Here is a 25,744-nt window from a genome sequence, read left to right on the forward strand (position 1 = left end):
CTGCCCCTTGCACCCCTGACGCCCTATGGTACATGAACCCGCGACGCGCGAAAGTCCGCGCAACCGAACCCCGCCTCAGATGGTTTCCGAGAGTTTCATGTCCGACAAGGTCGTCACCCGTTTTGCCCCTTCGCCCACCGGCTATCTGCACATCGGCGGCGCCCGCACGGCGTTGTTCAACTGGCTTTATGCCAAGCACACCGGCGGCACGATGCTGCTGCGCATCGAGGACACCGATCGCGAGCGTTCGACCGATGCTGCGACGGCCGCCATCCTGGACGGACTCTCCTGGCTCGGTCTTGGCTGGGACGGCGACGCTGTCTCCCAATTCGAGCGCGCGCCGCGGCATCGCGAGGTGGCCGAGGAACTCGTGCGCCTAGGCAAGGCCTACCACAGCTACGAGACGCCTGCCGAGCTGGAGGCGATGCGCGAGGCAGCGCGTGCCAAGGGCCTGCCGCCACGCTACAACGGCCAGTGGCGCGATCGTGATCCATCCGAGGCGCCTCCGGGGGTCAAGGGCGCCATCCGCATCAAGGCGCCAACCGAGGGCGAGACGGTAGTTGACGACCGTGTCCAGGGCGAGGTGCGATTCCCCAACAAGGATCTCGACGATTTCATCATTCTGCGTTCGGACGGCAACCCGACCTACATGCACGCCGTCGTCGTCGACGACCACGACATGGGCGTTACGCATATCATTCGGGGCGACGACCACCTGACCAATGCGGCCCGCCAGACGGTGATCTACAACGCCATGGGCTGGGAGGTGCCATCGATGTCGCACATCCCGCTGATCCACGGCGCCGACGGTGCCAAGCTGTCGAAGCGCCATGGCGCGCTCGGCGTCGAGGCCTATCGCGCCATGGGCTACCTGCCGGAGGCACTGCTCAACTACCTGGCGCGCCTCGGCTGGAGCCATGGCGACGACGAGATCATGTCGATCAAGGATATGATCTCCTGGTTCGACATCGGCGACGTCAACAAAGGCGCCGCCCGTTTCGATTTCGCCAAGCTGGAGGCGCTGAACGGCGTCCATATGCGCCGCATGAGCGACGCGGAACTGTTCGACATCTTCATCGCCACCCTGCCCTATCTCCAGGGCGGCCCGGCGATGGCCGCGCGCCTCAACGAGCATAACAAGGCGCAATTGCTGGCAGCCCTTCCGGGCCTGAAGGAGCGCGCCAAGACACTGGTAGAACTCGTCGATGGCGCCGCTTACCTGTTTGCGGAGCGGCCGCTGCCGGTCGACGAGAAGGCGGCGCTGCTGCTCAATGGCGATTCCCGCAAGATCCTGCGCGGCGCTCACGAAGCCTTGAATGCGCTTTCGGGCGACTGGACGGCCGCCGCCGCGGAGGCCGCGATCCGCGACTATGCGCTGGCCGGAGGCCACAAGCTGGGCGCCGTGGCACAGCCCTTGCGCGCCGCCCTGACCGGCAAAAGCACCTCGCCTGGCGTGTTCGACGTGCTTGCCGTGCTGGGGCGTGAGGAAAGCCTGGGTCGCATATCGGATCAAATCGATTAGGAGCAAACTGGCCCAAAAAGATTGGCATTGAAAGGCGGGTTTCGCAGTGCAACATTAGGCCTTGGCCCAATCTGGCACGCACCTCCTAAAATGCGGTGGCGAATACGCGCATTGCAGTGATTTCGACGTGTCGCTTCGCAGAAATTTGCCTTTGCCGGCATGAGGAAACAAGAAGGAGTTTGCAATGACCGAAGCTGCGACAAAACTGGAATTTGGCGGCAAGACCCAGGAGGCCACGGCCAAGCTGGAGCTCGGCGGCAAGACTCATGAGTTCAAAGTGCGAAGTGGCTCCGTCGGGCCAGATGTCATCGACATTGCCACACTTTACAGCACCACCGGCGCCTTCACCTACGATCCCGGCTTCACCTCGACCGCGAGCTGCGAATCGGAGATCACCTTCATCGACGGCGATGCGGGCATTCTCCTGCATCGCGGCTACCCGATCGACCAGTTGGCGGAACACGGCGACTTCCTCGAGGTCTGCTACCTCCTGCTCTACGGCGAACTCCCCACCAAGGCGCAGAAGGACGATTTCGATTACCGCGTGACGCGCCACACAATGGTGCACGAGCAGATGTCGCGCTTCTTCACCGGCTTCCGCCGCGACGCGCACCCGATGGCGGTGATGTGCGGCGTGGTCGGTGCGCTGTCGGCTTTCTATCACGACTCCACCGACATCTCCGACCCGTACCAGCGCATGGTCGCTTCCATGCGGCTGATCGCCAAGATGCCGACGATCGCGGCCATGGCCTACAAGTATCACATCGGCCAGCCCTTCATTTACCCGAAAAATGATCTCGGTTTCGCGGCAAACTTCCTGCATATGTGCTTCGCAGTGCCTTGCGAGGAGTACAAGATCAACCCGGTGCTGGCCCGCGCCATGGAGCGCATCTTCATCCTGCACGCCGATCACGAGCAGAACGCCTCGACCTCCACGGTTCGCCTCGCCGGCTCTTCGGGCGCCAACCCGTTTGCGTGCATCGCCGCCGGCATTGCCTGCCTGTGGGGCCCGGCGCATGGCGGCGCCAATGAAGCGGCGCTCAACATGCTGGGCGAGATCGGCCATGTCGATCACATCCCGGAGTTCATCGCCCGCGCCAAGGACAAGAACGACCCGTTCCGGCTGATGGGCTTCGGCCACCGCGTCTACAAGAACTACGATCCGCGCGCCAAGATCATGCAGAAAACGGCGCACGAGGTTCTGGGCGAGCTCGGCATCAAGGACGATCCGCTGCTCGACATCGCCATGGAACTGGAAAAGATCGCGCTGACCGATCCTTATTTCATCGAGAAGAAGCTCTACCCGAATGTCGACTTCTATTCCGGCATCACGCTAAAGGCGCTGGGCTTCCCCACCACCATGTTCACGGTGCTGTTCGCCGTCGCCCGCACTGTCGGCTGGATCGCGCAGTGGAAAGAGATGATCGAGGATCCGCGCCAGAAGATCGGCCGCCCGCGCCAGCTCTATACTGGCGCGCCGGAGCGCGATTACGTGCCGATCGCCAAGCGGTGAATTCGGGCAGTTGGTAGTCAGTAGTCAGTAGTGAAGAATCGTCATTCCTTTCACTACTCACTACTCACTCACTTGACATACCGCATCACGACAGCCGCCGCGATTTCGCCGGACGGCCTGTCCGTCGCCATGCGCCGTGCGATCTCGGCAAACCCGTCTTTCTGCCAGGCGCGGATGCCGGTGTCGGTCAACAACCCTTCCAACTGGCGCGCCAGATTGTTCGGTTTGACGTACTCGTTGTAGAACTCCGGGATCAGCGCGCGATCCGAGATCAGGTTGGGCAGCAGCGCCGACCAGACGGTAACGAGATACGGCGCGACGACGCGCGCGACAGGGTCGAGGCGGTAGCAGGAGACCATCGGCACACCGGACAATGCCAGTTCCAGGGAGACCGTGCCGGACGCGATCAACGCCGCGTCGGCTTTGCCGAAGGCCTGCCATTTACGCTCGGGCTCCAGGATGATCTCGGGTTTCTCATCCCAGCGCGTGACAGCGGACCGGACGGTGTCCGCGACATGAGGCACCGTCGGCAACATCAGCCGAAGGCGGTGTCCGCGCGCCCGCAGCATCGACACGGTCTCGCCAAACGGCTCCAGCAGTCGCCGCACCTCGCCGCGCCGCGAGCCGGGCAGGACAAGCAGCGTCTTCACGCGGTCCGGCGAAAGGTCGCGCGGCTGCCCCTGAGCCTTTGCCGCCGAGAGCACACCCGCATCATGGGTCAGACGGTGCCCGACATAGGTGCCGGGCGGGCCGTCAAGTCTCGCGAGCTCCTTCACTTCGAACGGCAGGATGCACAGGATATGATCGACATAGGGCTTCATCGCCATCGCCCTGCCCGGCCGCCATGCCCAGACGCTCGGGCAGACATAGTGGACGATCGGGATCGATGGGTTGGCCGCACGCACCTTCCTGGCGACGCGCAACGAAAAGTCCGGGCTGTCGATGGTGATCAGGCAGTCGGGCTTGGCGTCGGCGATCATCCCGGCCATCTGGCCGATCCGCTGCATCAGGCGCGGCAGATCGCGCAGGACGGCACTGAAACCCATCAGCGCGACCTCGCCGGCATCGAAGGGCGAAACCAGCCCTAGCCTCTGCAGATGGCGGCCGCCGAGGCCGACGAGTTGCACCTCGCGGCCTGTCGACGCCTTCAGCGAACGCACGATGTCGGCGCCCAGGAGATCGCCGGATTCTTCACCGGCCACGATTGCAATCTTCAGCGCCTTGTCAGCCATGTGGCGGCTCCGTTGCTGGCAGGCCGACAATGAACAGGCCGAGCGCGTTCGCGCGCGCAAGCGTCACCGGTCCTTCGAGGACGAGCGATCGTCCGGCCTCGACCGCAATGCCGGCAAGTCCCGCCGCATGCGCCGCCTCGACCGTCTGTGGTCCGATCGACGGCAGGTCGGCGCGCAGTTCCTGGCCAGGTTTGGCACACTTGACCAGAACCCCACGGGTCTTGCCGGCAAGCCGGCCGTGGCGGCGCAGCTCTCGTGTTCTTTCGAGCAGGCCGTGCGTACCTTCGATGCCTTCGAGCGCAATCGCCCGGCCACCGACAGCAATCGCCGCCTGGCCGATATCGAGCGCCCCGATGGCCTTGGCTGCCTGCCTCGCCGCTTCGATGTCGCGCCAGTCCGATTGCTTCGGTGCCGTCGCGGTCAGCGTGCCTTCGCCGGCGGCGAGCTCGGGAACGACCTGATGCGCGCCGATCACCTTGATGCCCCGCTTTTCCAGACCGCGTGTCACGACCTTCAGCAGGCCGTCATCGCCACGCGCCAGCGCCATGATCACCGACGGCACAATCGCCAGCAAGCCAAGGCTCAGGCGAATCTTGGCCAATTGCGGCCTGCGTTTGATCTCGCCGGCCAGAACCAGATGCGTGATTCCATACCGCTTCAGCGTCGGCACCAACGAACCGATCTGCTCCAGGGCCAGGCTGTCGTGCTCGTAACGGCGCAGGTCCTGCTGGCGATCGGCTTCGCCCTCCATCAACAGGACGAAAGGCGGATAACCGTGTGTGGCCAAGCCTCGAGCGACTTCGACCGGAAGACTGCCGCCACCGGCGATGATGCCAACCCTGGCATCAGGCGGCAGATCCAGACCGCTTGCCGCTGTCTTAGTCTTCATCATCGGCATCGTCGCCATCGCCGCCCTTGAGCGATGGCACCGCATAGTGCCGCTTGCCGCGACTGGTGATGAAATCGATGATCTTCATCGCGGTTGGGGACGAAGCGAACTCCGCTTTGGCGAACTCGATGTTTTCGCCAACGGTGCGGGAACGGTCGAAGATCGTCTTGTAGGCTTTCCGCAGCAAATGGATTTCGGACCTTGGCAGGCCGGAACGCTTCAGGCCGATAATGTTGAGGCCCCGCAGGCTGGCGCGGTTACCAACGGCGATGGCGTAAGGAATGACATCGCCCACGATCGCGGAGCAACCGCCCAGAAACGCGTTGTCGCCAACGCGCACGAACTGATGAACGGCGGTCAGGCCGCCAATATAGACATTGTTGCCGATTTCGCAGTGGCCGCCCAGCGTCGCCCCATTGGCGAAGGTGGCGTTGTTGCCGACCACGCAATCATGGGCGATATGGGCGTAGGCGAGGAAATTGCCGTTGTCGCCCACCGTCGTTTCGCCGCGGCTGGTGTCGGTGCCGACATGCATGGTGACGCCTTCGCGGATGGTGCAGTTCGCGCCGATGACCAGTGTGGTGCGTCCGCCCTTGTGCTTGGTGTTCTGCGGCGGCCCACCCAGTATCGCCATCGGGTAGACCTTGGTCGAGGCACCGATGGTGGTCGCGCCCATCACCGAGACATGACCGGCCAGTTCGACACCGTCGCCGATCACGGCATCGGCGCTGATATGACAAAACGGCCCTATACGAACATCCTGGCCAATCTGGGCGCCTTCTTCCACGACGGAGGAAGGATGGATTGAAGTCTTGATTTTCATAAGCACTCGATCGTCAGTCGCCGGTGACCATCATGGCTGAAATCTCGGCCTCGGCCGCCTTGGTGCCCTCGACCATGGCTTCGCAGGCGAATTTGAGCAGGTTGCCGCGCTTTTTGATTTTCTTGACGTGGATCTTCAACTGGTCGCCGGGAACGACCGGTTTGCGGAATTTGGCGTTGTCGATGGTCAGGAAATAGACCAGCGATGGCTTCGATGCCCCAAGGCTGCGGATGCAGATGGCGCCGGCCGTCTGCGCCATTGCCTCGACGATCAGCACGCCCGGCATCACCGGCTGCTCGGGGAAATGGCCTTGAAAATGCGGCTCGTTGATGGTGACGTTCTTGATGCCAATGGCGGATTCATCGCCATCGATGTCAACAATACGGTCGATCATCAGGAATGGATAACGATGCGGCAGAAGCTTCATCAGCCCCATTATGTCGACCGCTTCCAGCGTCGTCGCCGCCACCATGTCAGCCATTGTCCTTGCCCTGCTTGCGTGCCCTGGCCATCGTGCGCAACATGGCTATCTCTCGCATCGCTTCCGCCATCGGCTGCGCCGGATAGCCGCCCCAGATCTCGCCGGCAGGAACATTGCTCATAAATCCACTTCTGGCGGCAAGCTTGGCTCCCGTGCCGATGGTCAGATGATCCGCAAGTCCGACGCCGCCGCCCATGGTGACATTGTCACCCACGACCACGGAACCGGAAATACCTGAAAGCCCTGCGACTATGCAATTGCGACCGATGCGGACGTTATGGGCGATCTGCACGAGATTGTCGATCTTGGTGCCCTGACCGATAATCGTATCGGACATGGCGCCGCGATCGACAGTGGAATTGGAGCCGATCTCGACATCGTCCTGGATGACCACCCGACCGATCTGGGGAACACGTTCCGGCCCCTTGGCGCCGCCGACGAAGCCAAAGCCATCCTGGCCGATCCTGGCCCCGCCATGGATGATGACCCGGTTGCCGATCAGCGCATATTGGATACTCGCGCCCGGGCCAACATAGCCGTTGCGGCCAATCTTGCAGGACTGCCCGATGACGGCGTTGGGCGCGATCACGGTGCCGCTGCCGATCGAGACGCCCGGCCCAACGACCGCTCCGGCCTCGATGATCACGCCGGCCTCGACATGCGCGGTTGGATCGACATGGGCATGCGGCGAAACGCCGGTTTCGCCGGTCATTGGCCCTGGCGTGGCGGCCGTGGGGAACAGCAGTCGCCCGACCAGCGCGAATGCCTGCTGCGGTCGCGGGTGGATCAGCACAGCGATGCCGACCGGCGCCTTGTTGGCGAATTCCGCTGGGCACAGCACGGCCGCGGCCCGCAGCGATGGCATCAGCGCGGAATTACGCCTGCCGTCCACGAAGACGAGCGCATTCGCTCCGCCTTCGCTGGCTGGTGCCAGTGCTTCGATCGAAACGTCGGATTGGCCGGAATCGACAAGCACCGAGCCGGTCAGATTCGCGACTTCGGCCGCCGTATACCGGCGTGATGGCGCGAAGAACACCGGATCGGTCATTCCAGAAGCTATATCCAGCTAGGTCGGAACATTTCTCCCGGATCCAAAAAAATCCGGGAGCATCGTTGGCCGCCGATCAGAAGCGGGTCGATATGCCGAAGTTGAATTCTTGCACCTCGTCACGCGCTTCCTTCTTGACCGGGATCGCATAGTCGATACGGATCGGGCCGAACGGTGAAGCCCACATCAGGCCGACACCGACCGAGGCGCGCAATTTCATACCAGTGCCCGCAATTGATATGTCTGGGGCGAGATCAGCGCCAAGATGTCGGTCGATCTTGCTGCCGTAGAGCGTTGCGGCGTCCGCAAACACCGCACCGCGCAGACCGAAGCTCTCGGGAATGACCGGCAATGGGAACTGCGCTTCGGCCGAGGCGTTGAAATAAGTCACACCCCCCAGATGGTCACCCGTGGTCGGGTCCACCGGACCGATGCCATTATACGCAAAGCCACGGATCATGCGGTCGGTGCTCTGGAACTGATCGAAAATACGCAGATTACCGTCGCCGCCATAGGCCTCAACGTGTCCTGCACCGCCTGAAATCAGCCCGACCAGATCAAGCTGCTCGGACAGCGTCTGGTAGACACTGCCGCGCCCGGTGATCTTTACGAACTTCGCGTCACCACCGAGACCGGCCAGCTCGACCGTCGTGTTGGCATAGATGCCTTCATGCGGGTTCTTCATGTCGTCGATCGTGTTGTAAACCAGCCCGAGGCTGACCGACGACTTGATCCAAGGACTCTGGGCGATGCCATCCAAGATCGCCGGCGAAATCGAGCAGGTGCCGGCGGGAGCTGAATCGGAGGTAGGACCGCAATTGTCATCCACCGAATATTTCTCTTGCGAGATGTTGTATGCCAGCTGGGTCGTGATGCTGTTCGTGATCGGCAAGCCGAAGCGCACGGTCGCACCCGTGGTATCGCTGTCGTAATTGTTGTTGTATTGCCGCGTCGATTTGTAGACGTCGAAGCCGGCTGCGATGCGCCGCCCGAGGAAATACGGTTCGGTGAATGAGATGCTGTAGTCGCGCGAATGCCTGCCGCCACCCGCCGACAGCTTGATGTACTGACCACGGCCGAGGAAGTTGCGCTCGGTGATCGATCCTTCGACCGACGGGCCGGCCGTGTCACCGCCAGTCGAATAACCGGCGCCGACAGAGAACTCACCGGTGGATTTCTCGACTACGTCGACCACCAGCACGACCTGGTCGGGCTGCGAACCGGGCACCGTCGAGATTTCGACTTTGTCAAAATAATTCAGGTCTTCAAGGCGCTTCTTCGCGCGCTGGACGAGCACCTGGTTGAACGCATCGCCTTCACTGACGTCAAACTCGCGGCGAATGACGTAGTCGCGCGTGCGGTCGTTGCCGCGGATTTCGATGCGCTCGATATAGGCCTTGGTCCCTTGGTCGATCGTATAAACGACCGAAATCGTATGGTTCTCGAAGTTGCGGTCGCCGCGTGGCGTCACCTGCGCGAAGGCATAGCCCGAACCGGCCACCTTCTCGGTGAGCGCTACGATGGTGTCTTCGACGTTCTTGGCGTTGTAGACATCGCCCTTGCGGGTCTCGACCACCGCTTCAAGCGCCTTCGAATCCACTTCCGGGATGGTGCTTTCGACGCTGATATCGCCGAAATTGTAACGCTCGCCTTCCTGGACGGTGATAGTAACCGTGTACTTGTTCGTCGCGCTGTCGAGTTCGCCGACGGCGGACACCACCTGGAAATCGGCATAGCCGTGATTGTAGTAGAAGCGGCGCAGCAGTTCCTGGTCGGCGCGCAGCTTGTCCTCGTCATAGACGTCGTCACGCAGGACGAACGAAACCCAGGACGAGCGCTTGGTGTTGATCACGTCCGACAGGCGGCGGCTGGAATAAGCGCTGTTGCCGACAAAATTGATCGCCGCGATCTGCGTTCGGTCGCCTTCGGTGATGTGGAACACCACGTTCACGCGGTTGTCACCGAGCTCCATGACCTGCGTGGTCACGCCGGCATCGTCACGGCCGATACGCCTGTAGGCGGCCTTGACCGCCTCGACGTCCGAATCCAGCGTCGCCTGCGAGAAGGTGCCGCGTGGCTTCAACTGGACCGCGGCCTGGAGTGCATTGTCCTTGAGCTTCTTGTTGCCCTGGAACAGCACCTGGTTGACGACCTTGTATTCGGAAACCTTGACCACCAGCGTCGAGCCGACTTGGTTGATCCGCACGTCCGAGAACAGCCCGGTGCCGAACAGCGCCTTGACCGCGGCGTCGATGTCGGAACTCGAGAAGGCCTTGCCCGGCTTGATGGTGATGTAATTGCGGATCGTATCGGCGTCGACACGCTGGTTGCCGCTGACCTCCACCCTGCTGACGACAGCGGCTTCAGCCGCCGATGTGGCAACGAATTGCACTGCGAGCGCACCTGGCACAACCAGAGCGGCGGACAGTGCCGCCGCTGACGCGGCGTTCAGAAACTTGGATGCTGCCTTCATCGGGCTTAATAACCTTTTCTCGTAGTCCCCACGGCGAGAAAACCGGACGTGCGGTAATTTCCCCTACCGTATTAACCGGATTTTCCCTACACGCAAGGCTTCTGGTTAATTTGTATTTACTTAACCCTGCTGCGTGGCTTTCGCGTCACTCATATCCCCGTGCATGGTAAACGGCGTCTCAACATCGACCATGCCAAAGCCAAATTTCTTCATGATTTCAGCACCCAAACAGATCGTTCCAGAATACGAAACCCATGAAGCACAAGACCAGAAGCAGACCGGCCCGATAGGCCATTTCCATCATCCGTTCCGACACCGGCCGGCGGATGACGGCCTCCACCCCGTAGAACAAGAGATGGCCGCCGTCGAGGGGGGGAATCGGCAAAAGGTTTAGAATGCCTATCCCGACGGACAGCAGCGCGACAAGCTGCACCAGCCACTCGAAACCCAGCTTGGCCGCCCTGCCGGCCATGTCGGCGATCTTGACGGGACCACCCAACTGACACTTGTCTTCGCGTCCGACGGCGAAGCGCTGCAAAAACTGGCCCGTGCGCTCGATGACGTGGCCTGTTTCCTCGACTGCCGCCGCAACCGCCCCGACCGGGGTGTAGGTGATGAGACGCGGCTGGCCGAGTTCCTTGTTGTTGACGACGCCGATCACCGCAACCTTGACCTTGTTGCCGAGCGCGTCTTCCTGCTCCATCAACTGCGGGGTCGCGGTCACCGTGACTTCCTTGCCGTCGCGCAGCATGACGAAGGTGATGGTGTCGCCGGCACGGCCCGAGACCAGCCGCTGTACGTCGCCGAAGGTCTCGACCTTGCTGGCATCGACGCTGACGAATCGGTCGCCGGGCATGATGCCGGCCTTCGCCGCCGGACTGTCGGCGGTAACTTCGGCCACCATGGGCTCCGCGACATAACGCCCATAGGCGCCGAACAGCACGGCAAAGACGACGATCGTCAGCAGGAAATTGAACAGAGGCCCGGCCGCCACCGTCGCCGCGCGCTTCCAGATCGCCTGGGTGTGGAAGGCAACCTTGCGTTCCTCGTCGGTCAGTGTTTCGAGCTCTTCCGATGTCGGCTGGCTGGAGGTGGCGTTCATGTCGCCGATAAATTTGACATAGCCGCCAAGCGGTATGGCGCAAAGCTTCCAGCGCGTGCCATGCCTGTCGTTGAAGCCGATGAGTTCGGGACCGAAGCCGATCGAAAAGGCCCTGACGCCAATGCCGCACCAGCGGCCGACGAGGTAGTGCCCCATTTCGTGGACGAACACCACCACGGTCAGCACGAAGAGAAACGGCACGAGCGTGCCGAGAAAGAAACCTTCCGTACTGAAAATCGCGTGAAGAATCCCGTTCAAGTCATGCCCTCAAAATTCTTCCGCCGTTGAGGCGTGACTGTGACATCAATCCAGGCGAATCCAAGGCGTATCCGCACCAGATCGTGAAACGACAAGGTCAAACGGGAAACAGCCCCTGCGCCGGATGTTCGGCGCCCGCCGCCATCCAGCCGATGACGTATAGGGCGAAAGCCGCCGCGACAAGCCCGTCGACGCGGTCCATGACTCCGCCATGGCCCGGAATGAGCACGCCCGAATCCTTGCGGCCGTGACGCCGTTTGACCCAGGATTCGAATAGGTCGCCGGCCTGGGCGACAATCGAAAGCACGAGCGCCACCAAGCCGAGCAAGGCCAGATTGCCGGCACCGGCCATGGCGGCCAGAATGAGCCCGGCGACAACACCGCCAACCGCGCCGCCAAGCGCGCCGCTGCGCGTCTTGCCGGGTGATATCGACGGGGCCAATTTCGGACCGCCGACGGCGCGCCCAACGAAATAGGCAAAAATGTCGGTCGCCCAGACGACCGCGAAGAGGAACAGGATGGCGACAAGACCCGAATGATCGCCATCGCGCAGCAAGGCAAGCGACAGGCCGGACACGCTGGCATAGGCAAGGCCGCTCGCCTCCCACTGCCCGGTCTCGCGCACCAGGGCGGCAATCGCTGTCACCGCAATCAGAAACACGACGAGGGGCAGCAGCCAGAATGCGGGAAGGCCGGCAATCAAGGCGCCGATGAACACGACGGCCAGCGTCTCGGGCAGGAAACCGAGCCGCTTGGCCGCGGCAGGCCGCGACATGCGCGTCCACTCGTAAAAGATCATTGCCGACATGACGGCGCACAGCAGCCGGAAAGGCAGGCCACCCAGCCAGGTCAGGCCAAGGGCAACGATGGCAAGCACGACCGCTGAAATGACGCGGAGCTGAAGATTGCTCATCCCGCGGCCGGTCGCGAAGCGACGTCTTGGGGGTCCAGTCCGCCGAAACGGCGCTCGCGGCCGGCAAATTCGCGCAGGGCTTCCGCCAGATGCTCGCGGCTGAAGTCCGGCCAGTAGCACGGCAGGAAGACGAGCTCGCTGTAAGCGGCCTGCCATAGGAGGAAGTTGGACAGGCGAAGCTCGCCGCTGGTGCGGATGACCAGTTCGGGATCGGGGATGCCCTGCGTGTCGAGAGAGGCGGCAAAGCTTTCGGCGGTGATCGCCTCGCTGTCCAATTCACCCCGCCCGACGGCTTCGGCGAGCTTGCGCGCCGTGCGCACGATCTCATCGCGACCGCCATAGTTGAAGGCGATGACCAGCGTCAGCGACGTGTTCCGGATTGTCAGCGATTCGGCCTCTTCGAGCAGGCCTCTGATGTCCGGCTGCAGCCCTGCCCTGTCGCCGATGATCCTGACCCGCACGCCGCTCTGGTGCAGTTCGGCCAGATCCCGGCGGATGAACAGTTTCAACAACCCCATCAGGTCACTGACTTCGGACTTGGGCCGCGACCAGTTTTCCGACGAGAAGGCATAGACGGTCAGGAATGAGATGCCGAGGGCCGGTGCCGCGCGCACCGTCTTGCGCAGCGCCTCGACACCAGCGCGATGACCCGCGAGCCTCGGCATGCCGCGCGCCTTGGCCCAGCGTCCATTTCCATCCATGATGATCGCGACATGCGCGGGCGTTGTCATGATCTCGCTTTCGGGTCAGCCGAAGCCCAACCCTAAACCTGCATGATTTCAGCTTCCTTGTCGGAAAGCAGATGATCGATGGTGCTGATCGTTTCGTCGGTAAGCTTCTGGACCTGATCCGAACGCTTGCGATGATCGTCCTCGCTGATCGCGCCGTCCTTCTCGGCCTTCTTCAGGAAGTCCATGCCGTCGCGGCGCACATGGCGCGCAGCGACGCGGGCGTTCTCGGCATAGCCATGCGAGATCTTGACCAGTTCCTTGCGGCGCTGTTCGTTGAGCTCCGGCAGTGGAATCCTGAGATTGGTGCCGTCGACGATCGGGTTGAAGCCCAGATTGGATTCACGGATGGCGCGGTCGACCGCGCCGACCATCGATTTGTCCCAGATCGACACCGAGATCATACGTGGTTCCGGCACCGTGACGTTGGCCACCTGATTGATCGGCATGGTGGTGCCGTAGGCCTGCACCTGGATGGCATCGAGCAGATTGCTGGAGGCGCGACCGGTCCGCAGCGAAGCCAGATCATGTTTGAACGCGGCGATCGCCCCATCCATGCGCCTCTTGAGGTCGTCGTACTCACCACTCATCTTAGTCTCCTCGACCCGTCTGCCGCGGGTTCACTGCTTCGGGGCAACGCCCCATGTGCGAGCCTGATTCTCGAAAAGCCGGTTTCCCTTTTAAGGGATCAGGCCCGGATCAATCATCCGCGACGACCGTGCAGCGGCCGCCGCCCCTCAGAATATCGCCGAAACCACCTTTTTCGTGGATCGAATAGACGATTATCGGAATGTTGTTTTCGCGCGCAAGTGCAATCGCAGCCGTATCCATGATGGAAAGGCCGCGCTTTATGACTTCGGCGTGACTGATGCGCTCGAAACGCGTCGCATTAGGGTCCTTTTTCGGATCTGCCGAATAGACACCATCGACCTGCGTGCCCTTGAACAGTGCATCGGCACCGATTTCTGCGGCGCGAAGTGCCGCGGCCGAATCAGTGGTGAAGAACGGATTGCCGGTGCCACCGGCGAAGATCACCACCTTGCCCTGATTCATGTAGGCGGTCGCCTGGCGCTGCGAAAAGCTCTCGCACAGCTCGGGCATGGCGATCGCGGACAGCACGACGGCGTCGACACCGATCTTGTTCAGCGACGTGCGCAGCGCTAGCGAGTTGATGACCGTGGCGAGCATGCCCATGTGATCGCCGGTGACGCGGTCTCCGCCCTTGGAGGCGACGGCCACACCGCGAAAGATATTGCCGCCGCCGATGACGACACCGACCTCGATGCCCAGCGCGCGGGCCTCCGCGATGTCGGCGGCGATGCGATCCACGACCGAAACGTCGATGCCGAAATGCTGCTCGCCCATCAACGCTTCACCCGAGGCTTTCAGCAAGACACGTCGGTAGAGGGGCTTCACCGTCATCTGGTTCCTCGAAAATCTCGGCGCGGCAGGTTCTGGAGGCGAAAGGCCCCTGCTTCACCCGGCGGTTCTGTCATGGCGGGTTGACCGGATACACGAAGGGCGCAGCGATGTCACGCCGCGCCCCTGTGCAAAATTTCAGGCTTTCTGGATCAGGTGCTGCTGAGGCTGGCGGCCCGGCCCTCGACCACCACCGGCGGCGAATGGCAGAGAGGCTTGTCGCGGTCACGACGCCTCCTGCGACCCTGACCTGGACTGTGAACCGAAGCAGAAAAGGACATGGCCACGGTCCGGCTGACGTCACCCTTTCACGCCGTGATCGTCTGTCTCCCCGCCTATATCGGGCGCCGAAACTGCGGGCCTTTATCGACATCGCGCAAGAAATCGGCCTGACATCCCTGCGGACGCCAGGCCGGAAAACCGCTTTCGGGATAAATCGGTAAGCGACTTACTTCTTGACCGCCGCCGCGACTTCCGCCGCGAAATCCGTCTCTTCCTTTTCGATGCCTTCGCCGAGCGCGAAGCGCAGATAGGCCGTGATCTTGGCCGGGGCGCCGATTTCCTTCTCGGCATCCTTCAGCGCCTTCTCGACGGTGATGTCGGGATTGAGCACGAAGGCCTGCTTCAGGAGCACGACTTCCTCGTAGAACTTACGCAGGCGACCTTCGACCATCTTCTCGATGATCGCTTCCGGCTTGCCCGACTGGCGCGCCTGGTCGGAGAAGATCGCCTTTTCGCGTTCCACCGCGGCCGGATCGATCTGCTCTGCCGTCAGCGCCATCGGGTTGGTGGCAGCGACATGCATGGCGATCTGACGGCCAAAGGCGTTGGCGGCGTGCTCATTGCCGGTGGTCTCGATCGCGACCAGCACGCCGAGCTTGCCGAGGCCGTCGGCAACCGCGTTGTGCACATAGGTCGCCACCGCGCCATGTGGCACGGTGAGCTTGGCCGAGCGGCGGAAGCCCATGTTCTCACCGATGGTGCCGACCGCGTCCTTGATCGTATCGGCGACCGACTTGTCCGAACCCGGATATTGGGCGGCCGCAACCGCCTCGGTCGTGCCATAGGCAAGCGCCACCTTGGCAACGTTGGCGACGATTTCCTGGAAGGCGGCATTGCGGGCAACGAAGTCGGTCTCGGAATTGACCTCGACGACCGCAGCCTCGCGCACGCCATTGTCGACGCCGATCAGGCCTTCGGCAGCGGTACGGCCGGCCTTCTTGTCGGCCTTGGAGATACCCTTCTTGCGCAACCAGTCGACGGCCTCTTCCATGTTGCCGTTGGTCTCGTTCAACGCCGCCTTGCAGTCCATCATGCCCGCGCCGGTCAAGTCGCGGAGTTCTTTGACCTGTGCAGCCGAAATGCTCATTGTCGCCTCTTTGTTTTTAAATGCACCGACGCACCATCGGCATTCGATGGTGCGTCTGTTTAGCGTGCCAAAATATGAGAAAGATGAAGGCCGCAACCGGCCTTCGCTTATCAAGCCTTGGGGGCTTCCGACGCCGGAGCCGGATCGAGCGCCGGTTCGACCGGGGCTTCAACCGAAGCGCCGATGTCGACGCCGAGCGCGCCCTGCTGACGGGCGATGCCGTCGATCGCAGCCTTGGCGATCAGGTCGCAATAGAGCTGGATGGCGCGGGCCGCGTCGTCGTTGCCGGGAATCGGGAAGTCGATCTTGTCCGGGTCGCAATTCGAATCGATGATCGCGACGACCGGAATGCCGAGGCGCTTGGCCTCCAGGATGGCGATCGCTTCCTTGTTGGTGTCGATCACGAACATCAGGTCGGGCGTCGAGCCCATGTCCTTGATGCCGCCCAGCGCCTTGTCGAGCTTCTCGCGCTCACGATCGAGGTTCAGGCGTTCCTTCTTGGTGAGGCCCTGGGCCTCGCCGGCCAGCATCTCGTCGAGCTTGCGCAGGCGCTGGATCGAGTTCGAGATCGTCTTCCAGTTGGTCAACATGCCGCCGAGCCAACGCGAATTGACATAGTACTGGGCCGAACGCTGCGCCGCATCGGCGACGATGTCGGACGCCTGGCGCTTGGTGCCGACGAACAGAACGCGACCGCCCTTGGCGACGGTGTCCGAAACCTGCTTAAGCGCCTGGTGCAGCAAGGGCACCGTCTGCGACAGGTCGATGATGTGGATGTTGTTGCGGGCGCCATAGATGTAGGGCGCCATCTTCGGGTTCCAGCGGTGGGTCTGGTGGCCGAAGTGAATGCCAGCTTCCAAAAGCTGGCGCATGCTGAAATCAGGCAGTGCCATTCTCATTTTCCTTTCCGGTTAGCCTCCACGGACACAGGCATTTTTGGACTTCAGTCCTCGAACGCCACCGGAGGTTTCAGCCGGATTTCTCCCGGGCAGACACCAAAGTCCGTGTGTGGAATGAGCGGGCATATAGAGGGGAAGAGCGACAAACGCAAGCGTTGTGGCGCGTCAGCGCTCAGCGTGCGGCAATCAGTGCTCCGGTACCGATCATGGCGCTGCCGGCGAACCTGTTCATCAGCCGCATGCGCCTGGGCGTCGTGAACCAGCCCGATGCTCGGCCCGCCAGGGCGGCATAGACCCCATGGTAACGACATTGACGCTGATGACGACGGCCACCACGAGTAGGCCATCGAAAAAGGTCATCGTATCAAGGTTGAGGATCAGCGGCATGATCGAGGCGTGAAAGAGGATCGCCTTTGGATTGCCGAGCGCAATGGACGCGCCGAGCAGGAACGATCGCGACAACCTTGCTTCGGTCGCCCGCGGTTTATCCGGCTGCGCGGCTGCGGCACGCCACATCCGGATCCCGAGATAGATCAGATAGGCGGCGCCTGCATATTTCAGCAGGAGAAAGACCCATTCGAACGTCTGGGCCAGCGCCACCAGCCCGAGCAGTGCGAGGGTGACCAGCACGGCATCGCCGGCGGCGACGCCAACGCCGGCCATGAAGGCGCGACGGAAACCGCGCGACACGCCATTGGTGATGACCGCGAACATCGCCGGACCTGGCGTCGCGGCGGCCAGCGTAATCGCGGCGCAATAAGCCAGGAATGCCGTTGGTGTCATGACTGGGCCTTTCCGTTGGGCACACGCACGCGCCGGAAGATTGCGACGATCTGCTCGCGGCTGCATTCGACGGCGCCGAGCCGCACCGCGCGGTCGCGCTCGAAGCCGGTTATGTCATAATGCGGCGCCGACGTCTTGGGCGGGCCCTGGTAGGACGAGCGCTTGATGCCGAGCTCGGTGGCAAAGCGATGCAACTCGTCGATATCATCAGCCAGGAGATGGCACCAGAGATGACCGGCCCACTTCCAGATCGCTGCATCGACATAGACCGCCATCAAGCCCGCCGCGGCCAGCTCAATTGCCCTGCTACTTCGACACCGGGCAAGGCTTTGTCTGGTCGAACAGCGACAGGTTGACCAGCTTGCCGGTCATCGAGAAGTCGCCATAGTCCATGACGAGATCGCGGGTGATGCCGTTTTCGTGCAGCTTGAAGCTGATCCGGTATTCCGGCACCTCTTCGCCGTTCTGGGCGCTGTCGTCGAAATAGGCGATGTCGACCGGCCAATATTTGTCGGTGGCGAGCTTGGCCAGCGCCGGCGCCTCGGGATCGGTCTTGTCGGCGTCGCTCTTCTTGCCGACGACGACGGTGGTCGTCATCACCTTGTTGGCGTCTTCCGAACCGTCGAACAGGTTTGTCTGGTAAAAGTTTTCGCCCTTCTCGGCCTTGCCGATCAGTTCCACCAGATGCTGGGTCGGAAACTGGGTGGTGGCTAGCTCCAGGCTATTCTTCTCGGGCTTGTCGATATCGACCTTCAGCCCCTTGGCATTCTTCGTGGCGATACCCTTGACCTCCTTGTCGAGATTCTGGTCGACAAAGGATTTGGTCACGAACGAAAAGGTCTTGCCTTCGGCATCCTCGAACGTCGTCGTCTGCTGGTCGGTCAGTCTGGTATTTTCGTTGGTGACGATCTGGGTGACGAAACGGAATTTCACCGTATAGCCTTCGCAAGCCGAACCGTTGAATTCATAGACCATGCGGCCGGATATGCCTGTAATGCCGGAGCGGTCGGAGGCCTTGTTGAGGGTAAGGTCATACACGGCGCGGTGCGCCTGCAACGCCGGGACGGCAAAGGCGGGGCCTATCGAGAAGACCGCCGCCAAAAAAACGGCGTTGAATGCGAGGCGCGTTGCGCGCATGAGGTACTCCGATCGTCGCGGCTGGTGGCAGGCCGCAGGGAAAGATGGTCCAGCTTAAAAAAAGTCGTGGCGGAAGCGAGGCAAAAATAGCAATTTCGGCCCGGCCAGCGCGGCGCCTTCCAGCAATAGGGAAAAGCAATGAGTGAAACAATCGAAAAGCGGCTAAGCGATCTCGGCGTGACGCTTCCTGTCGCCGCCGCGCCCGCGGCCAACTATGTTCCCTATTGCAGGACCGGCAACCTGCTGTTCACCGCCGGACAGTTGCCGCTCAAGGACGGGAAGCTGCAGGCGAGCGGCCTGCTCGGCCGCGACGTCGACACCGCCGCCGGAAAGGACGCGGCAAAATATTGCGCGATCAACATTCTGGCCCAGGCCAAGGCTGCGCTCGGTGATCTCGAGAATATCCGCAGGCTGGTGAAGATCACCGTCTTCGTCGCCTCCGCCACCGACTTTGTAGAGCAGCATCTGGTTGCCAACGGCGCCTCCGATTTCCTGGTCGCCGCCCTTGGCGAGCGCGGCAAGCACGCCCGCTCCGCCGTCGGCACCGCCTCCCTGCCGCTTAACGCCGCGGTGGAAATCGAAGCAATCTTCGAAGTCGAGTGAGCGAAGGCCCGACATGACCGAGCTCTCCTGGCTGATCGCCCGGCCCGTTGCCCATCGCGGCTTTCACGACATGAACAAGACGCGCTGGGAAAACACGCTTTCCGCCTTCGCTGCCGCGGCCGAACGTGGCTATGCCATCGAATGCGACGTGCATCTGTCGTCGGACGGCGTTCCCGTCATCATCCATGATGACGACCTGAAAAGGCTGACCGGACAGGATGGCTTCGTCTGGCAACGCAGCGCGGCTGAACTGACCGCGCTCAAGGTTGGTGGCACGGCCGATCACGTGCCGACGCTGCAGGAAGCGCTCGACCTCGTCGATGGTCGCGTGCCCATGGTCGTCGAACTGAAAGGGATTCCCGGTCGTGACGAAGGCCTGGTGGCGCGGGTCGGCAAGATGCTCAAGCGCTACAAGGGCAAGGCGGCGATCATGTCGTTCGATCATTGGCTGATCCGCGATTTCCCAAAGCACGCGCCTGGCATTCCCGCTGGATTGACGGCCTACGGCAAGGACCTCAAGCTGATCGAAGCGCATTTCGCCATGCTGGCGCATGAGCTCTCATTCACGTCCTATGCCGCCGGCGACCTGCCGAACCCGTTTGTCAGTTTCGTGCGTGAAAAACTCAAAATGCCAGTTATCACCTGGACGGTGCATGATCAGCCCGCGGTCGACCTGACCTTTAAATATGCGGATCAGATGACATTCGAAGGGTTCGAACCCGACCTCGTCGAGATCGCCTGAACGAGGTGACCCAAACGTGACTTGTAGCGGCCCGGATGGAGCTTAAATAAGCCGCATGGATCAGGGCGATGACGGCGACGGGCAAACGGCGAATGCGGAGTTTTCAATCCGCATCGCCGCTGGTATCGGTGCCTTCACTTGCGATGAATGGGATGGCTTTGCCGGCACCTCGCGCGACAATGCAGAGAGCGGCTATAATCCACTCGTTTCATTTGCCTTTTTGAGCGCGCTTGAGGATTCCGGCTGCGCTGTCAGGCGCACCGGCTGGCAAGGACATCACCTGCGGCTCGAAAATGCACAAGGCAGGCTGCTGGGCGCGGTCCCCTGCTATCTCAAATCGCACAGCCAGGGCGAATATGTGTTCGACCACGGCTGGTCGGATGCCTTCGAGCGGGCTGGCGGCCGCTATTACCCGAAACTGCAATGCGCCGTGCCATTCACGCCCGTCACCGGCCCTCGCCTGCTGGTCAGCAAGGGCGAGGATCAGGATGCGGTGAAGGCTGGTCTTGCGGCCGGTCTTAAAATGGTGACCGAGAAGCTCGGAGTGTCCTCGGCGCATGTCACCTTCGCGCAGGAAAGCGACGTCGCGACGCTCGAGGCCGCGGGCTTCCTGCATCGCACCGACCAGCAGTTCCACTTCTTCAACGAAGGCTTTTCGACGTATGACGACTTCCTCGCCACGCTTGCCTCGCGCAAGCGCAAGGCAATGAAGAAGGAACGGCGCGAGGCGCTAGCCGACGGTATCTCGATCGACTGGCTGACCGGCAAGGATCTGACCGAAAAGGCCTGGGACGACTTCTTTGCCTTCTACATGGACACCGGCAGCCGCAAATGGGGCCGCCCCTATCTGAACCGCCAGTTCTTTTCGCTGATCGGCGAACGCATGGCGGACGACATCCTGCTGGTGATGGCCAGGCGCAACGGGCGCTACATTGCCGGAGCCATCAATTTCATCGGCTCCGACGCGCTCTATGGCCGCAACTGGGGCTGCATCGAGGATCACCCCTTTCTGCATTTCGAGGTCTGCTACCATCAGGCCATCGACTTCGCCATCGAGCGCAAGCTGAAGGTGGTCGAGGCGGGCGCGCAGGGAGAACACAAGCTGGCACGCGGCTACCGGCCGGTGACCATGCATTCGGCCCACTACATTTCGCACCCTGGCTTGCGCAACGCGGTCGCCGACTATCTCAGGCGCGAACGGCGCGAGGTGGAGCGGATGGGCGAATATCTGGAAGAGCATACCCCGTTCCGCAAGGATATCGAGGAGTAGCAGGCTTTCCGGCATGTCATGCCCCAGCCATGGGTGCGTAAGCCCCCTGGGGGATACATGCAGGGTTTGGCGTCTGCGTCGCACTTCATTTCGATAGATCATCGCAGCGCAAAGGCGCTTCCATCACGCGCTTGTCGAATCTGGGATGGTCGATCGCCTGATCGCCCGTCATCGTCTTGCCGCTCCGGAAGAGCTTCGCTACACGGGACGGCGAGGCACAATCTGGAGCATTCACCATGGCCGAAACCGTCTATGACACCGGCAACATCTTCGCAAAGATCCTGCGTGGAGAAATTCCCTCGCACCGCGTTTACGAAGACGATGCGGTCATGGTCTTCATGGATGTGATGCCGCAAGGACCGGGGCATACGCTGGTGGTGCCAAAGGCACCGTCGCGCAACATCCTCGACGCCGACCCGGCGACCTTCGGCCCATTGTTTGCCGTCGTGCAGAAGGTGGCGGTGGCCGTGAAAAAGGCCTTCAACGCCGACGGCGTCACCCTCATGCAGTTCAACGAGCCGGCCTCCGGACAAACCGTCTACCACCTGCATGTCCATGTGGTTCCGCGCTTCGAGGGCGTGCCGCTCAAACCGCATTCCGGACAGATGGAAAAGCCGGAAGTACTGGCCGAGAACGCCGAAAAGATACGAGCGGCAATGACCGCGCAGTGATGCTCAGCCCTCGGCCGACACAGCTTCACGTTTGGCCGTGGACAATGACCGGCGCTGCTGTACTTCGAATGCCAACAGACCCAGTCGCCAGCAAGCTATCGTAATCAGCACGCCGCCGAACACGTCCATCAAGTTGTGGCCGCCATGGATGAGAATCGCCGGCAGCAGCGCAGCGTTGACGAGGATCAGCGCGAAACGCGCGAATGCGTACGGCCAAACTGCGATGAGAGACATCAGCGCCATGACCGTGTGGAACGAAGGGAACCCTATGAGCCCTGTCACCTGTAAGGTCGAAATATCCTTGGTACCCTCAGCGAGCAGGCGATTCAGTTCCACGCCATAGGCGGAATTGACCACAGGTCGAACAACGCGATCAATTTCGGGCTCCAAGATCCAGTAAGCGGAAGCCCCGCTGGACGGAAACAGTGCCCAGCAAAAGATGGTGGCCAGCGCTGCAAACACCATCGCCAGCATGGCTGCATGCAGTTGCCGCCGATCTTTGGCCATACCCAGAAAGACAAAGACAAACAGGATCTGAGCCAGCGTCAGGCTATAGATCTGCCTGAGAGCATCCGAAAGGACTGGGTATTGGGCAATCCAGACACAGGCATCCGGCCACGAGTAACCGAACAAAGAGTCGATCCACACCAGACTAGCGTCGATCGGCGCCGAATACCGCGGCAAGAGCAGAAGGTTGAAGAGCGAGGCAACCACTGAAAAGAGGATGAACAGTGCCAGAACATGGGCAGTGAGAGCGATCCGCTCGGCTTTGCGAACGCGGCGATAGAATTGGCCAAGCATGAACATGACAATCGCAAAGCCAATGGAAAAACTGTAGCCGTCGAGTGCAACGGTGACGTCCTTGTCCCAGGCAAGGAACAAGCAAACAGCGACGAGCGCCACAACCACGGCCAGTATTGTGCGTTCTGCAGGCAGCAAGACCATCCCTGGAACGTGACCAATCAGCGTTAATTCGGAGTGAAAAATGGTTAGGCAATAGTCGAGGTGGCCTATGGATTTGCGGAGAACGAACCCAAAAGCCTCTGAATGCCGTCGAATGCGTGCTATTCATTAGAAATTGCTTACAGATCGCATCTCCGCGCACTGCACAGAGTTCAGGAACGACGTGTCGACTTCCAGCTCACACCGGCAAAGGCACGGGATCCTCTCAGAGTAGCGGATACATAACTCCCGCCCGCTTCGCTGGTCGCCCGCCGCTCCATGATGATTTCAATTGGACAGCGAACGCCAACGAACAGCGTAGGCAGGCCGGCGAGCCGGCGCGCGCAATCGATCAGGCCGTTGAGGATCGCGCGCCGTCGAGGATATGGCCCGGCATAGCCACCCATTGTTGACATAAAAAAAGCCCCGTTTCCGGGGCTTTTCCAAGGAAGTGCCGATCAGCCCTTGCGGGGCAGTTGCGGTACAAGGCTGCGCTTGCCGCCATCCTTGCCCTTGGGCTCCGGCTTCTGCGCCACAACCTTCCTTGCGGCAGGCTTCTTGGCCGCCGCCTTGCGCGGCTTCGGCGCGTCTTCCGGCTCTTCCTTCTTCGGCTTCACCGGTGCCTCGTCGGCCAGCGATTCGAGCTTCAGGCCGGTCTCGCCGGTTTCCTTCTTCTCAACGGTGACGCGCACCGTGCCGCCCTTCTTCAGCTTGCCGAACAGCACCTCGTCGGCCAGCGGCTTCTTGATGTGCTCCTGGATCACGCGGCCGAGCGGCCGCGCGCCCATGCGCTCGTCATAGCCCTTGTCGGCGAGCCAAGCGATCGCATCCGGCGACAGGTCGAAGGTGACGCCACGCTCGGAGAGCTGGGCTTCGAGCTGCATGACGAACTTCTGCACCACCTGGTGGATGACCGGCACCGGCAGCGAGCCGAACGGGATGATCGCATCGAGGCGGTTGCGGAACTCCGGCGTGAACAGCCGGTTGATCGCCTCGACATCGTCGCCTTCGCGCTTGGTCGAACCAAAACCGATCGCCGCGCGCTGCGCATCCGACGCACCCGCATTGGTGGTCATGATCAGGATCACGTTGCGGAAGTCGATCTGCTTGCCGTTATGGTCGGTCAGCTTGCCGTGGTCCATGACCTGCAACAGGATGTTGAACAGGTCCGGATGCGCCTTCTCGACCTCGTCGAGCAGCAGCACGCAATGCGGATGCTGGTCGACGCCGTCGGTCAAGAGGCCGCCCTGGTCGAAACCGACATAGCCGGGAGGCGCGCCGATCAGCCGCGAAACGGTGTGGCGCTCCATGTATTCCGACATGTCGAAGCGGATCAGCTCGACGCCGAGCGAAGCAGCCAACTGCTTGGCGACTTCCGTCTTGCCGACGCCGGTCGGGCCTGAGAACAGGTAGGAGCCGATCGGCTTTTCGGGTTCGCGCAGGCCAGCCCGCGCCAGCTTGATCGCCGAGGTCAGCGCCGTGATCGCCGTGTCCTGGCCGTAGACGACGCGCTTCAGCTCGATATCGAGGCCCTGCAGCACCTTCTCGTCGTCGGCCGAAACCGTCTTCGGCGGGATGCGCGCCATGGTAGCGATGGTGGCTTCGATCTCCTTGATGCCGATGGTCTTCTTGCGCTTGGCTTCCGGCACCAGCATCTGCGAGGCGCCGGTCTCGTCGATCACGTCGATCGCCTTGTCCGGCAGCTTGCGGTCATTGATGTAGCGCGCCGACAGTTCCACCGAGGCCTTGATGGCTTCGCTGGTGTAGCGGACCTTGTGGAATTCCTCGAAATAGGGCTTGAGGCCCTTCATGATCTCGATGGCGTCCTCGACGGTCGGTTCGTTGACGTCGATCTTCTGGAAGCGCCGCACCAATGCACGGTCCTTCTCGAAGAACTGGCGGAACTCCTTGTAGGTGGTCGAACCGATGCAGCGGATCGCACCCGACGACAGGGCCGGCTTCAACAGGTTCGAAGCGTCCATGGCGCCGCCCGACGTCGCGCCCGCACCGATCACGGTGTGGATCTCGTCGATGAACAGCACCGCGCCCGGATAATCCTCGAGTTCCTTGACGACCTGCTTCAGCCGTTCCTCGAAATCGCCGCGATAGCGCGTGCCGGCCAGCAGCGTGCCCATGTCGAGCGCGAAGATGGTGGCATTGTGCAGCACTTCGGGGACGTCGCCCTCGACGATGCGCTTTGCCAGCCCCTCGGCGATCGCCGTCTTGCCGACGCCGGGATCGCCGACATAGAGCGGGTTGTTCTTCGAGCGGCGGCACAGCACCTGGATGGTGCGGTTGATCTCCGACTCGCGCCCGATCAGCGGATCGATCTTGCCGGCCTTGGCCTTGTTGTTGAGATTGACGCAATAAGCCGTCAGCGCGTCCTGCTGCTGCTTCTTCTTGCCGCCTTCCTCCTGCGGCTCGGCGCCATTCTGGCCGCCCTGCTCGTCATCGGCGCCACGCGGCGAGCGCGTCTCCGATGCGCCCGGACGCTTGGCGATGCCATGCGAGATGTAGTTGACCGCATCGTAGCGGGTCATCTGCTGTTCCTGCAGGAAATAGGCGGCATGGCTCTCGCGCTCGGCGAAGATGGCGACGAGCACGTTGGCGCCCGACACTTCCTCGCGGCCCGACGACTGCACATGGATCACAGCGCGCTGGATGACGCGCTGGAAGCCGGCCGTCGGCTTGGAATCCTCGTCGTAACCGGTGACGAGGTTGTCGAGCTCGGTGTCGATATAGGTGAGAACAGTGTGCTTCAGCTCGTCGAGATCGACGTTGCAGGCGCGCATGACGGCGGCGGCCTCGGTATCGTCGATGAGCGCGAGCAGCAGATGTTCAAGGGTTGCATATTCATGGTGCCGCTCATTGGCGAGCGTCAGCGCCTGGTGAAGCGCCTTTTCCAGGCCTTGGGAGAAAGCCGGCAT

Annotated in this window: 24 protein-coding genes and 1 pseudogene; 6 read left to right on the top strand and 19 right to left on the bottom strand. The window is 61.9% G+C overall.

Annotated features, from left to right (window positions below; translation table 11 throughout):
* Window positions 1-97: 97 nt before the first annotated feature.
* The gene (gene gltX / locus FJ930_RS18825) at window positions 98-1,522 is read left to right on the top strand and encodes a glutamate--tRNA ligase (protein ID WP_140739641.1); all 1,425 of its coding nucleotides are present in this window, start codon (window positions 98-100) and stop codon (window positions 1,520-1,522) included.
* A 184-nt stretch (window positions 1,523-1,706) separates the two neighbouring features.
* Entirely contained in the window at window positions 1,707-3,035 is a 1,329-nt protein-coding gene (gltA, locus tag FJ930_RS18830) for a citrate synthase (RefSeq protein WP_140606978.1), read from the top strand.
* 68 nt (window positions 3,036-3,103) lie between these two features.
* Here the strand turns inward: gltA and lpxB are convergent, their stop codons facing one another.
* The 16 genes from lpxB to FJ930_RS18915 all read right to left on the bottom strand — a co-directional run bounded on the left by lpxB (window position 3,104) and on the right by FJ930_RS18915 (window position 18,589).
* Window positions 3,104-4,267 carry a lipid-A-disaccharide synthase gene (lpxB, locus tag FJ930_RS18835; RefSeq protein ID WP_141839652.1) on the bottom strand — a complete coding sequence of 388 codons (1,164 nt, stop codon included), beginning with the start codon at window positions 4,265-4,267 and terminating at the stop codon, window positions 3,104-3,106.
* Window positions 4,260-5,159 carry an LpxI family protein gene (locus tag FJ930_RS18840; protein WP_246676954.1) on the bottom strand — a complete coding sequence of 300 codons (900 nt, stop codon included), beginning with the start codon at window positions 5,157-5,159 and terminating at the stop codon, window positions 4,260-4,262. The genes lpxB and FJ930_RS18840 overlap by 8 nt, the downstream gene beginning before the upstream one ends.
* The gene (gene lpxA / locus FJ930_RS18845) at window positions 5,146-5,979 is read right to left on the bottom strand and encodes an acyl-ACP--UDP-N-acetylglucosamine O-acyltransferase (RefSeq protein WP_141839654.1); all 834 of its coding nucleotides are present in this window, start codon (window positions 5,977-5,979) and stop codon (window positions 5,146-5,148) included. Before lpxA ends, FJ930_RS18840 begins: the two co-directional genes overlap by 14 nt.
* A 13-nt stretch (window positions 5,980-5,992) precedes the next feature.
* Window positions 5,993-6,460 carry a 3-hydroxyacyl-ACP dehydratase FabZ gene (gene fabZ / locus FJ930_RS18850; RefSeq protein ID WP_140606981.1) on the bottom strand — a complete coding sequence of 156 codons (468 nt, stop codon included), beginning with the start codon at window positions 6,458-6,460 and terminating at the stop codon, window positions 5,993-5,995.
* Complete coding sequence (gene lpxD / locus FJ930_RS18855; protein WP_141839655.1) at window positions 6,453-7,508, bottom strand: UDP-3-O-(3-hydroxymyristoyl)glucosamine N-acyltransferase; 1,056 nt, start codon at window positions 7,506-7,508, stop codon at window positions 6,453-6,455. The genes fabZ and lpxD overlap by 8 nt, the downstream gene beginning before the upstream one ends.
* A 76-nt stretch (window positions 7,509-7,584) precedes the next feature.
* On the bottom strand, window positions 7,585-9,981 hold the full coding sequence (gene bamA / locus FJ930_RS18860; RefSeq protein WP_141839656.1) for an outer membrane protein assembly factor BamA: 2,397 nt from the start codon (window positions 9,979-9,981) through the stop codon (window positions 7,585-7,587).
* Between the two features lie 217 nt (window positions 9,982-10,198).
* Window positions 10,199-11,341 (bottom strand): RIP metalloprotease RseP, encoded by a 1,143-nt coding sequence (rseP, locus tag FJ930_RS18865; RefSeq protein WP_141839657.1) that lies wholly within the window; start codon window positions 11,339-11,341, stop codon window positions 10,199-10,201.
* Between the two features lie 97 nt (window positions 11,342-11,438).
* A complete protein-coding gene (locus FJ930_RS18870; protein ID WP_141839658.1) occupies window positions 11,439-12,254 on the bottom strand; it encodes a phosphatidate cytidylyltransferase in 816 nt (271 codons plus the stop codon).
* Entirely contained in the window at window positions 12,251-12,985 is a 735-nt protein-coding gene (locus FJ930_RS18875; RefSeq protein ID WP_140739662.1) for an isoprenyl transferase, read from the bottom strand. The genes FJ930_RS18870 and FJ930_RS18875 overlap by 4 nt, the downstream gene beginning before the upstream one ends.
* Before the next feature lie 32 nt (window positions 12,986-13,017).
* On the bottom strand, window positions 13,018-13,572 hold the full coding sequence (gene frr / locus FJ930_RS18880; protein ID WP_140606987.1) for a ribosome recycling factor: 555 nt from the start codon (window positions 13,570-13,572) through the stop codon (window positions 13,018-13,020).
* Between the two features lie 109 nt (window positions 13,573-13,681).
* The gene (gene pyrH, locus FJ930_RS18885) at window positions 13,682-14,404 is read right to left on the bottom strand and encodes a UMP kinase (protein ID WP_140606988.1); all 723 of its coding nucleotides are present in this window, start codon (window positions 14,402-14,404) and stop codon (window positions 13,682-13,684) included.
* A 445-nt stretch (window positions 14,405-14,849) separates the two neighbouring features.
* Window positions 14,850-15,770 carry a translation elongation factor Ts gene (gene tsf, locus FJ930_RS18895; RefSeq protein ID WP_141839660.1) on the bottom strand — a complete coding sequence of 307 codons (921 nt, stop codon included), beginning with the start codon at window positions 15,768-15,770 and terminating at the stop codon, window positions 14,850-14,852.
* Window positions 15,771-15,880: 110 nt separating this feature from the next.
* The gene (rpsB, locus tag FJ930_RS18900; RefSeq protein WP_140606991.1) at window positions 15,881-16,663 is read right to left on the bottom strand and encodes a 30S ribosomal protein S2; all 783 of its coding nucleotides are present in this window, start codon (window positions 16,661-16,663) and stop codon (window positions 15,881-15,883) included.
* A gap of 237 nt (window positions 16,664-16,900) precedes the next feature.
* Window positions 16,901-17,452: a LysE family translocator gene (locus FJ930_RS18905; protein WP_246676955.1), complete on the bottom strand. Its 552-nt coding sequence runs from the start codon at window positions 17,450-17,452 to the stop codon at window positions 16,901-16,903.
* The gene (locus FJ930_RS18910; protein ID WP_141839661.1) at window positions 17,449-17,727 is read right to left on the bottom strand and encodes a DUF4031 domain-containing protein; all 279 of its coding nucleotides are present in this window, start codon (window positions 17,725-17,727) and stop codon (window positions 17,449-17,451) included. The genes FJ930_RS18905 and FJ930_RS18910 overlap by 4 nt, the downstream gene beginning before the upstream one ends.
* Window positions 17,728-17,758: 31 nt before the next feature.
* Window positions 17,759-18,589, bottom strand: coding sequence for a cell envelope integrity EipB family protein (locus tag FJ930_RS18915; protein ID WP_141839662.1), 831 nt, complete (start codon window positions 18,587-18,589; stop codon window positions 17,759-17,761).
* Window positions 18,590-18,727: 138 nt separating this feature from the next.
* On the opposite strand from FJ930_RS18915, the gene FJ930_RS18920 reads away from it, so the two are divergent.
* The 4 genes from FJ930_RS18920 to FJ930_RS18935 all read left to right on the top strand — a co-directional run bounded on the left by FJ930_RS18920 (window position 18,728) and on the right by FJ930_RS18935 (window position 21,875).
* Window positions 18,728-19,192: a RidA family protein gene (locus tag FJ930_RS18920; protein WP_141839663.1), complete on the top strand. Its 465-nt coding sequence runs from the start codon at window positions 18,728-18,730 to the stop codon at window positions 19,190-19,192.
* A gap of 13 nt (window positions 19,193-19,205) precedes the next feature.
* The gene (locus FJ930_RS18925) at window positions 19,206-19,934 is read left to right on the top strand and encodes a glycerophosphodiester phosphodiesterase (RefSeq protein WP_141839664.1); all 729 of its coding nucleotides are present in this window, start codon (window positions 19,206-19,208) and stop codon (window positions 19,932-19,934) included.
* A gap of 55 nt (window positions 19,935-19,989) precedes the next feature.
* Complete coding sequence (locus FJ930_RS18930; protein ID WP_141839665.1) at window positions 19,990-21,204, top strand: GNAT family N-acetyltransferase; 1,215 nt, start codon at window positions 19,990-19,992, stop codon at window positions 21,202-21,204.
* A 236-nt stretch (window positions 21,205-21,440) separates the two neighbouring features.
* A complete protein-coding gene (locus tag FJ930_RS18935; protein WP_141839666.1) occupies window positions 21,441-21,875 on the top strand; it encodes an HIT family protein in 435 nt (144 codons plus the stop codon).
* Window positions 21,876-21,878: 3 nt separating this feature from the next.
* Here the strand turns inward: FJ930_RS18935 and FJ930_RS18940 are convergent, their stop codons facing one another.
* The 3 genes and pseudogenes from FJ930_RS18940 to clpA all read right to left on the bottom strand — a co-directional run bounded on the left by FJ930_RS18940 (window position 21,879) and on the right by clpA (window position 25,744).
* Complete coding sequence (locus tag FJ930_RS18940) at window positions 21,879-22,820, bottom strand: phosphatase PAP2 family protein (RefSeq protein ID WP_141839667.1); 942 nt, start codon at window positions 22,818-22,820, stop codon at window positions 21,879-21,881.
* 126 nt (window positions 22,821-22,946) lie between these two features.
* Window positions 22,947-23,167 (bottom strand): annotated as a pseudogene (locus FJ930_RS18945) (chloramphenicol phosphotransferase); the annotation flags it as partial.
* Between the two features lie 108 nt (window positions 23,168-23,275).
* Window positions 23,276-25,744, bottom strand: coding sequence for an ATP-dependent Clp protease ATP-binding subunit ClpA (clpA, locus tag FJ930_RS18950; protein WP_140739696.1), 2,469 nt, complete (start codon window positions 25,742-25,744; stop codon window positions 23,276-23,278).

This window comes from Mesorhizobium sp. B2-4-15, from assembly GCF_006658505.1.
GTDB lineage: Bacteria > Pseudomonadota > Alphaproteobacteria > Rhizobiales > Rhizobiaceae > Mesorhizobium.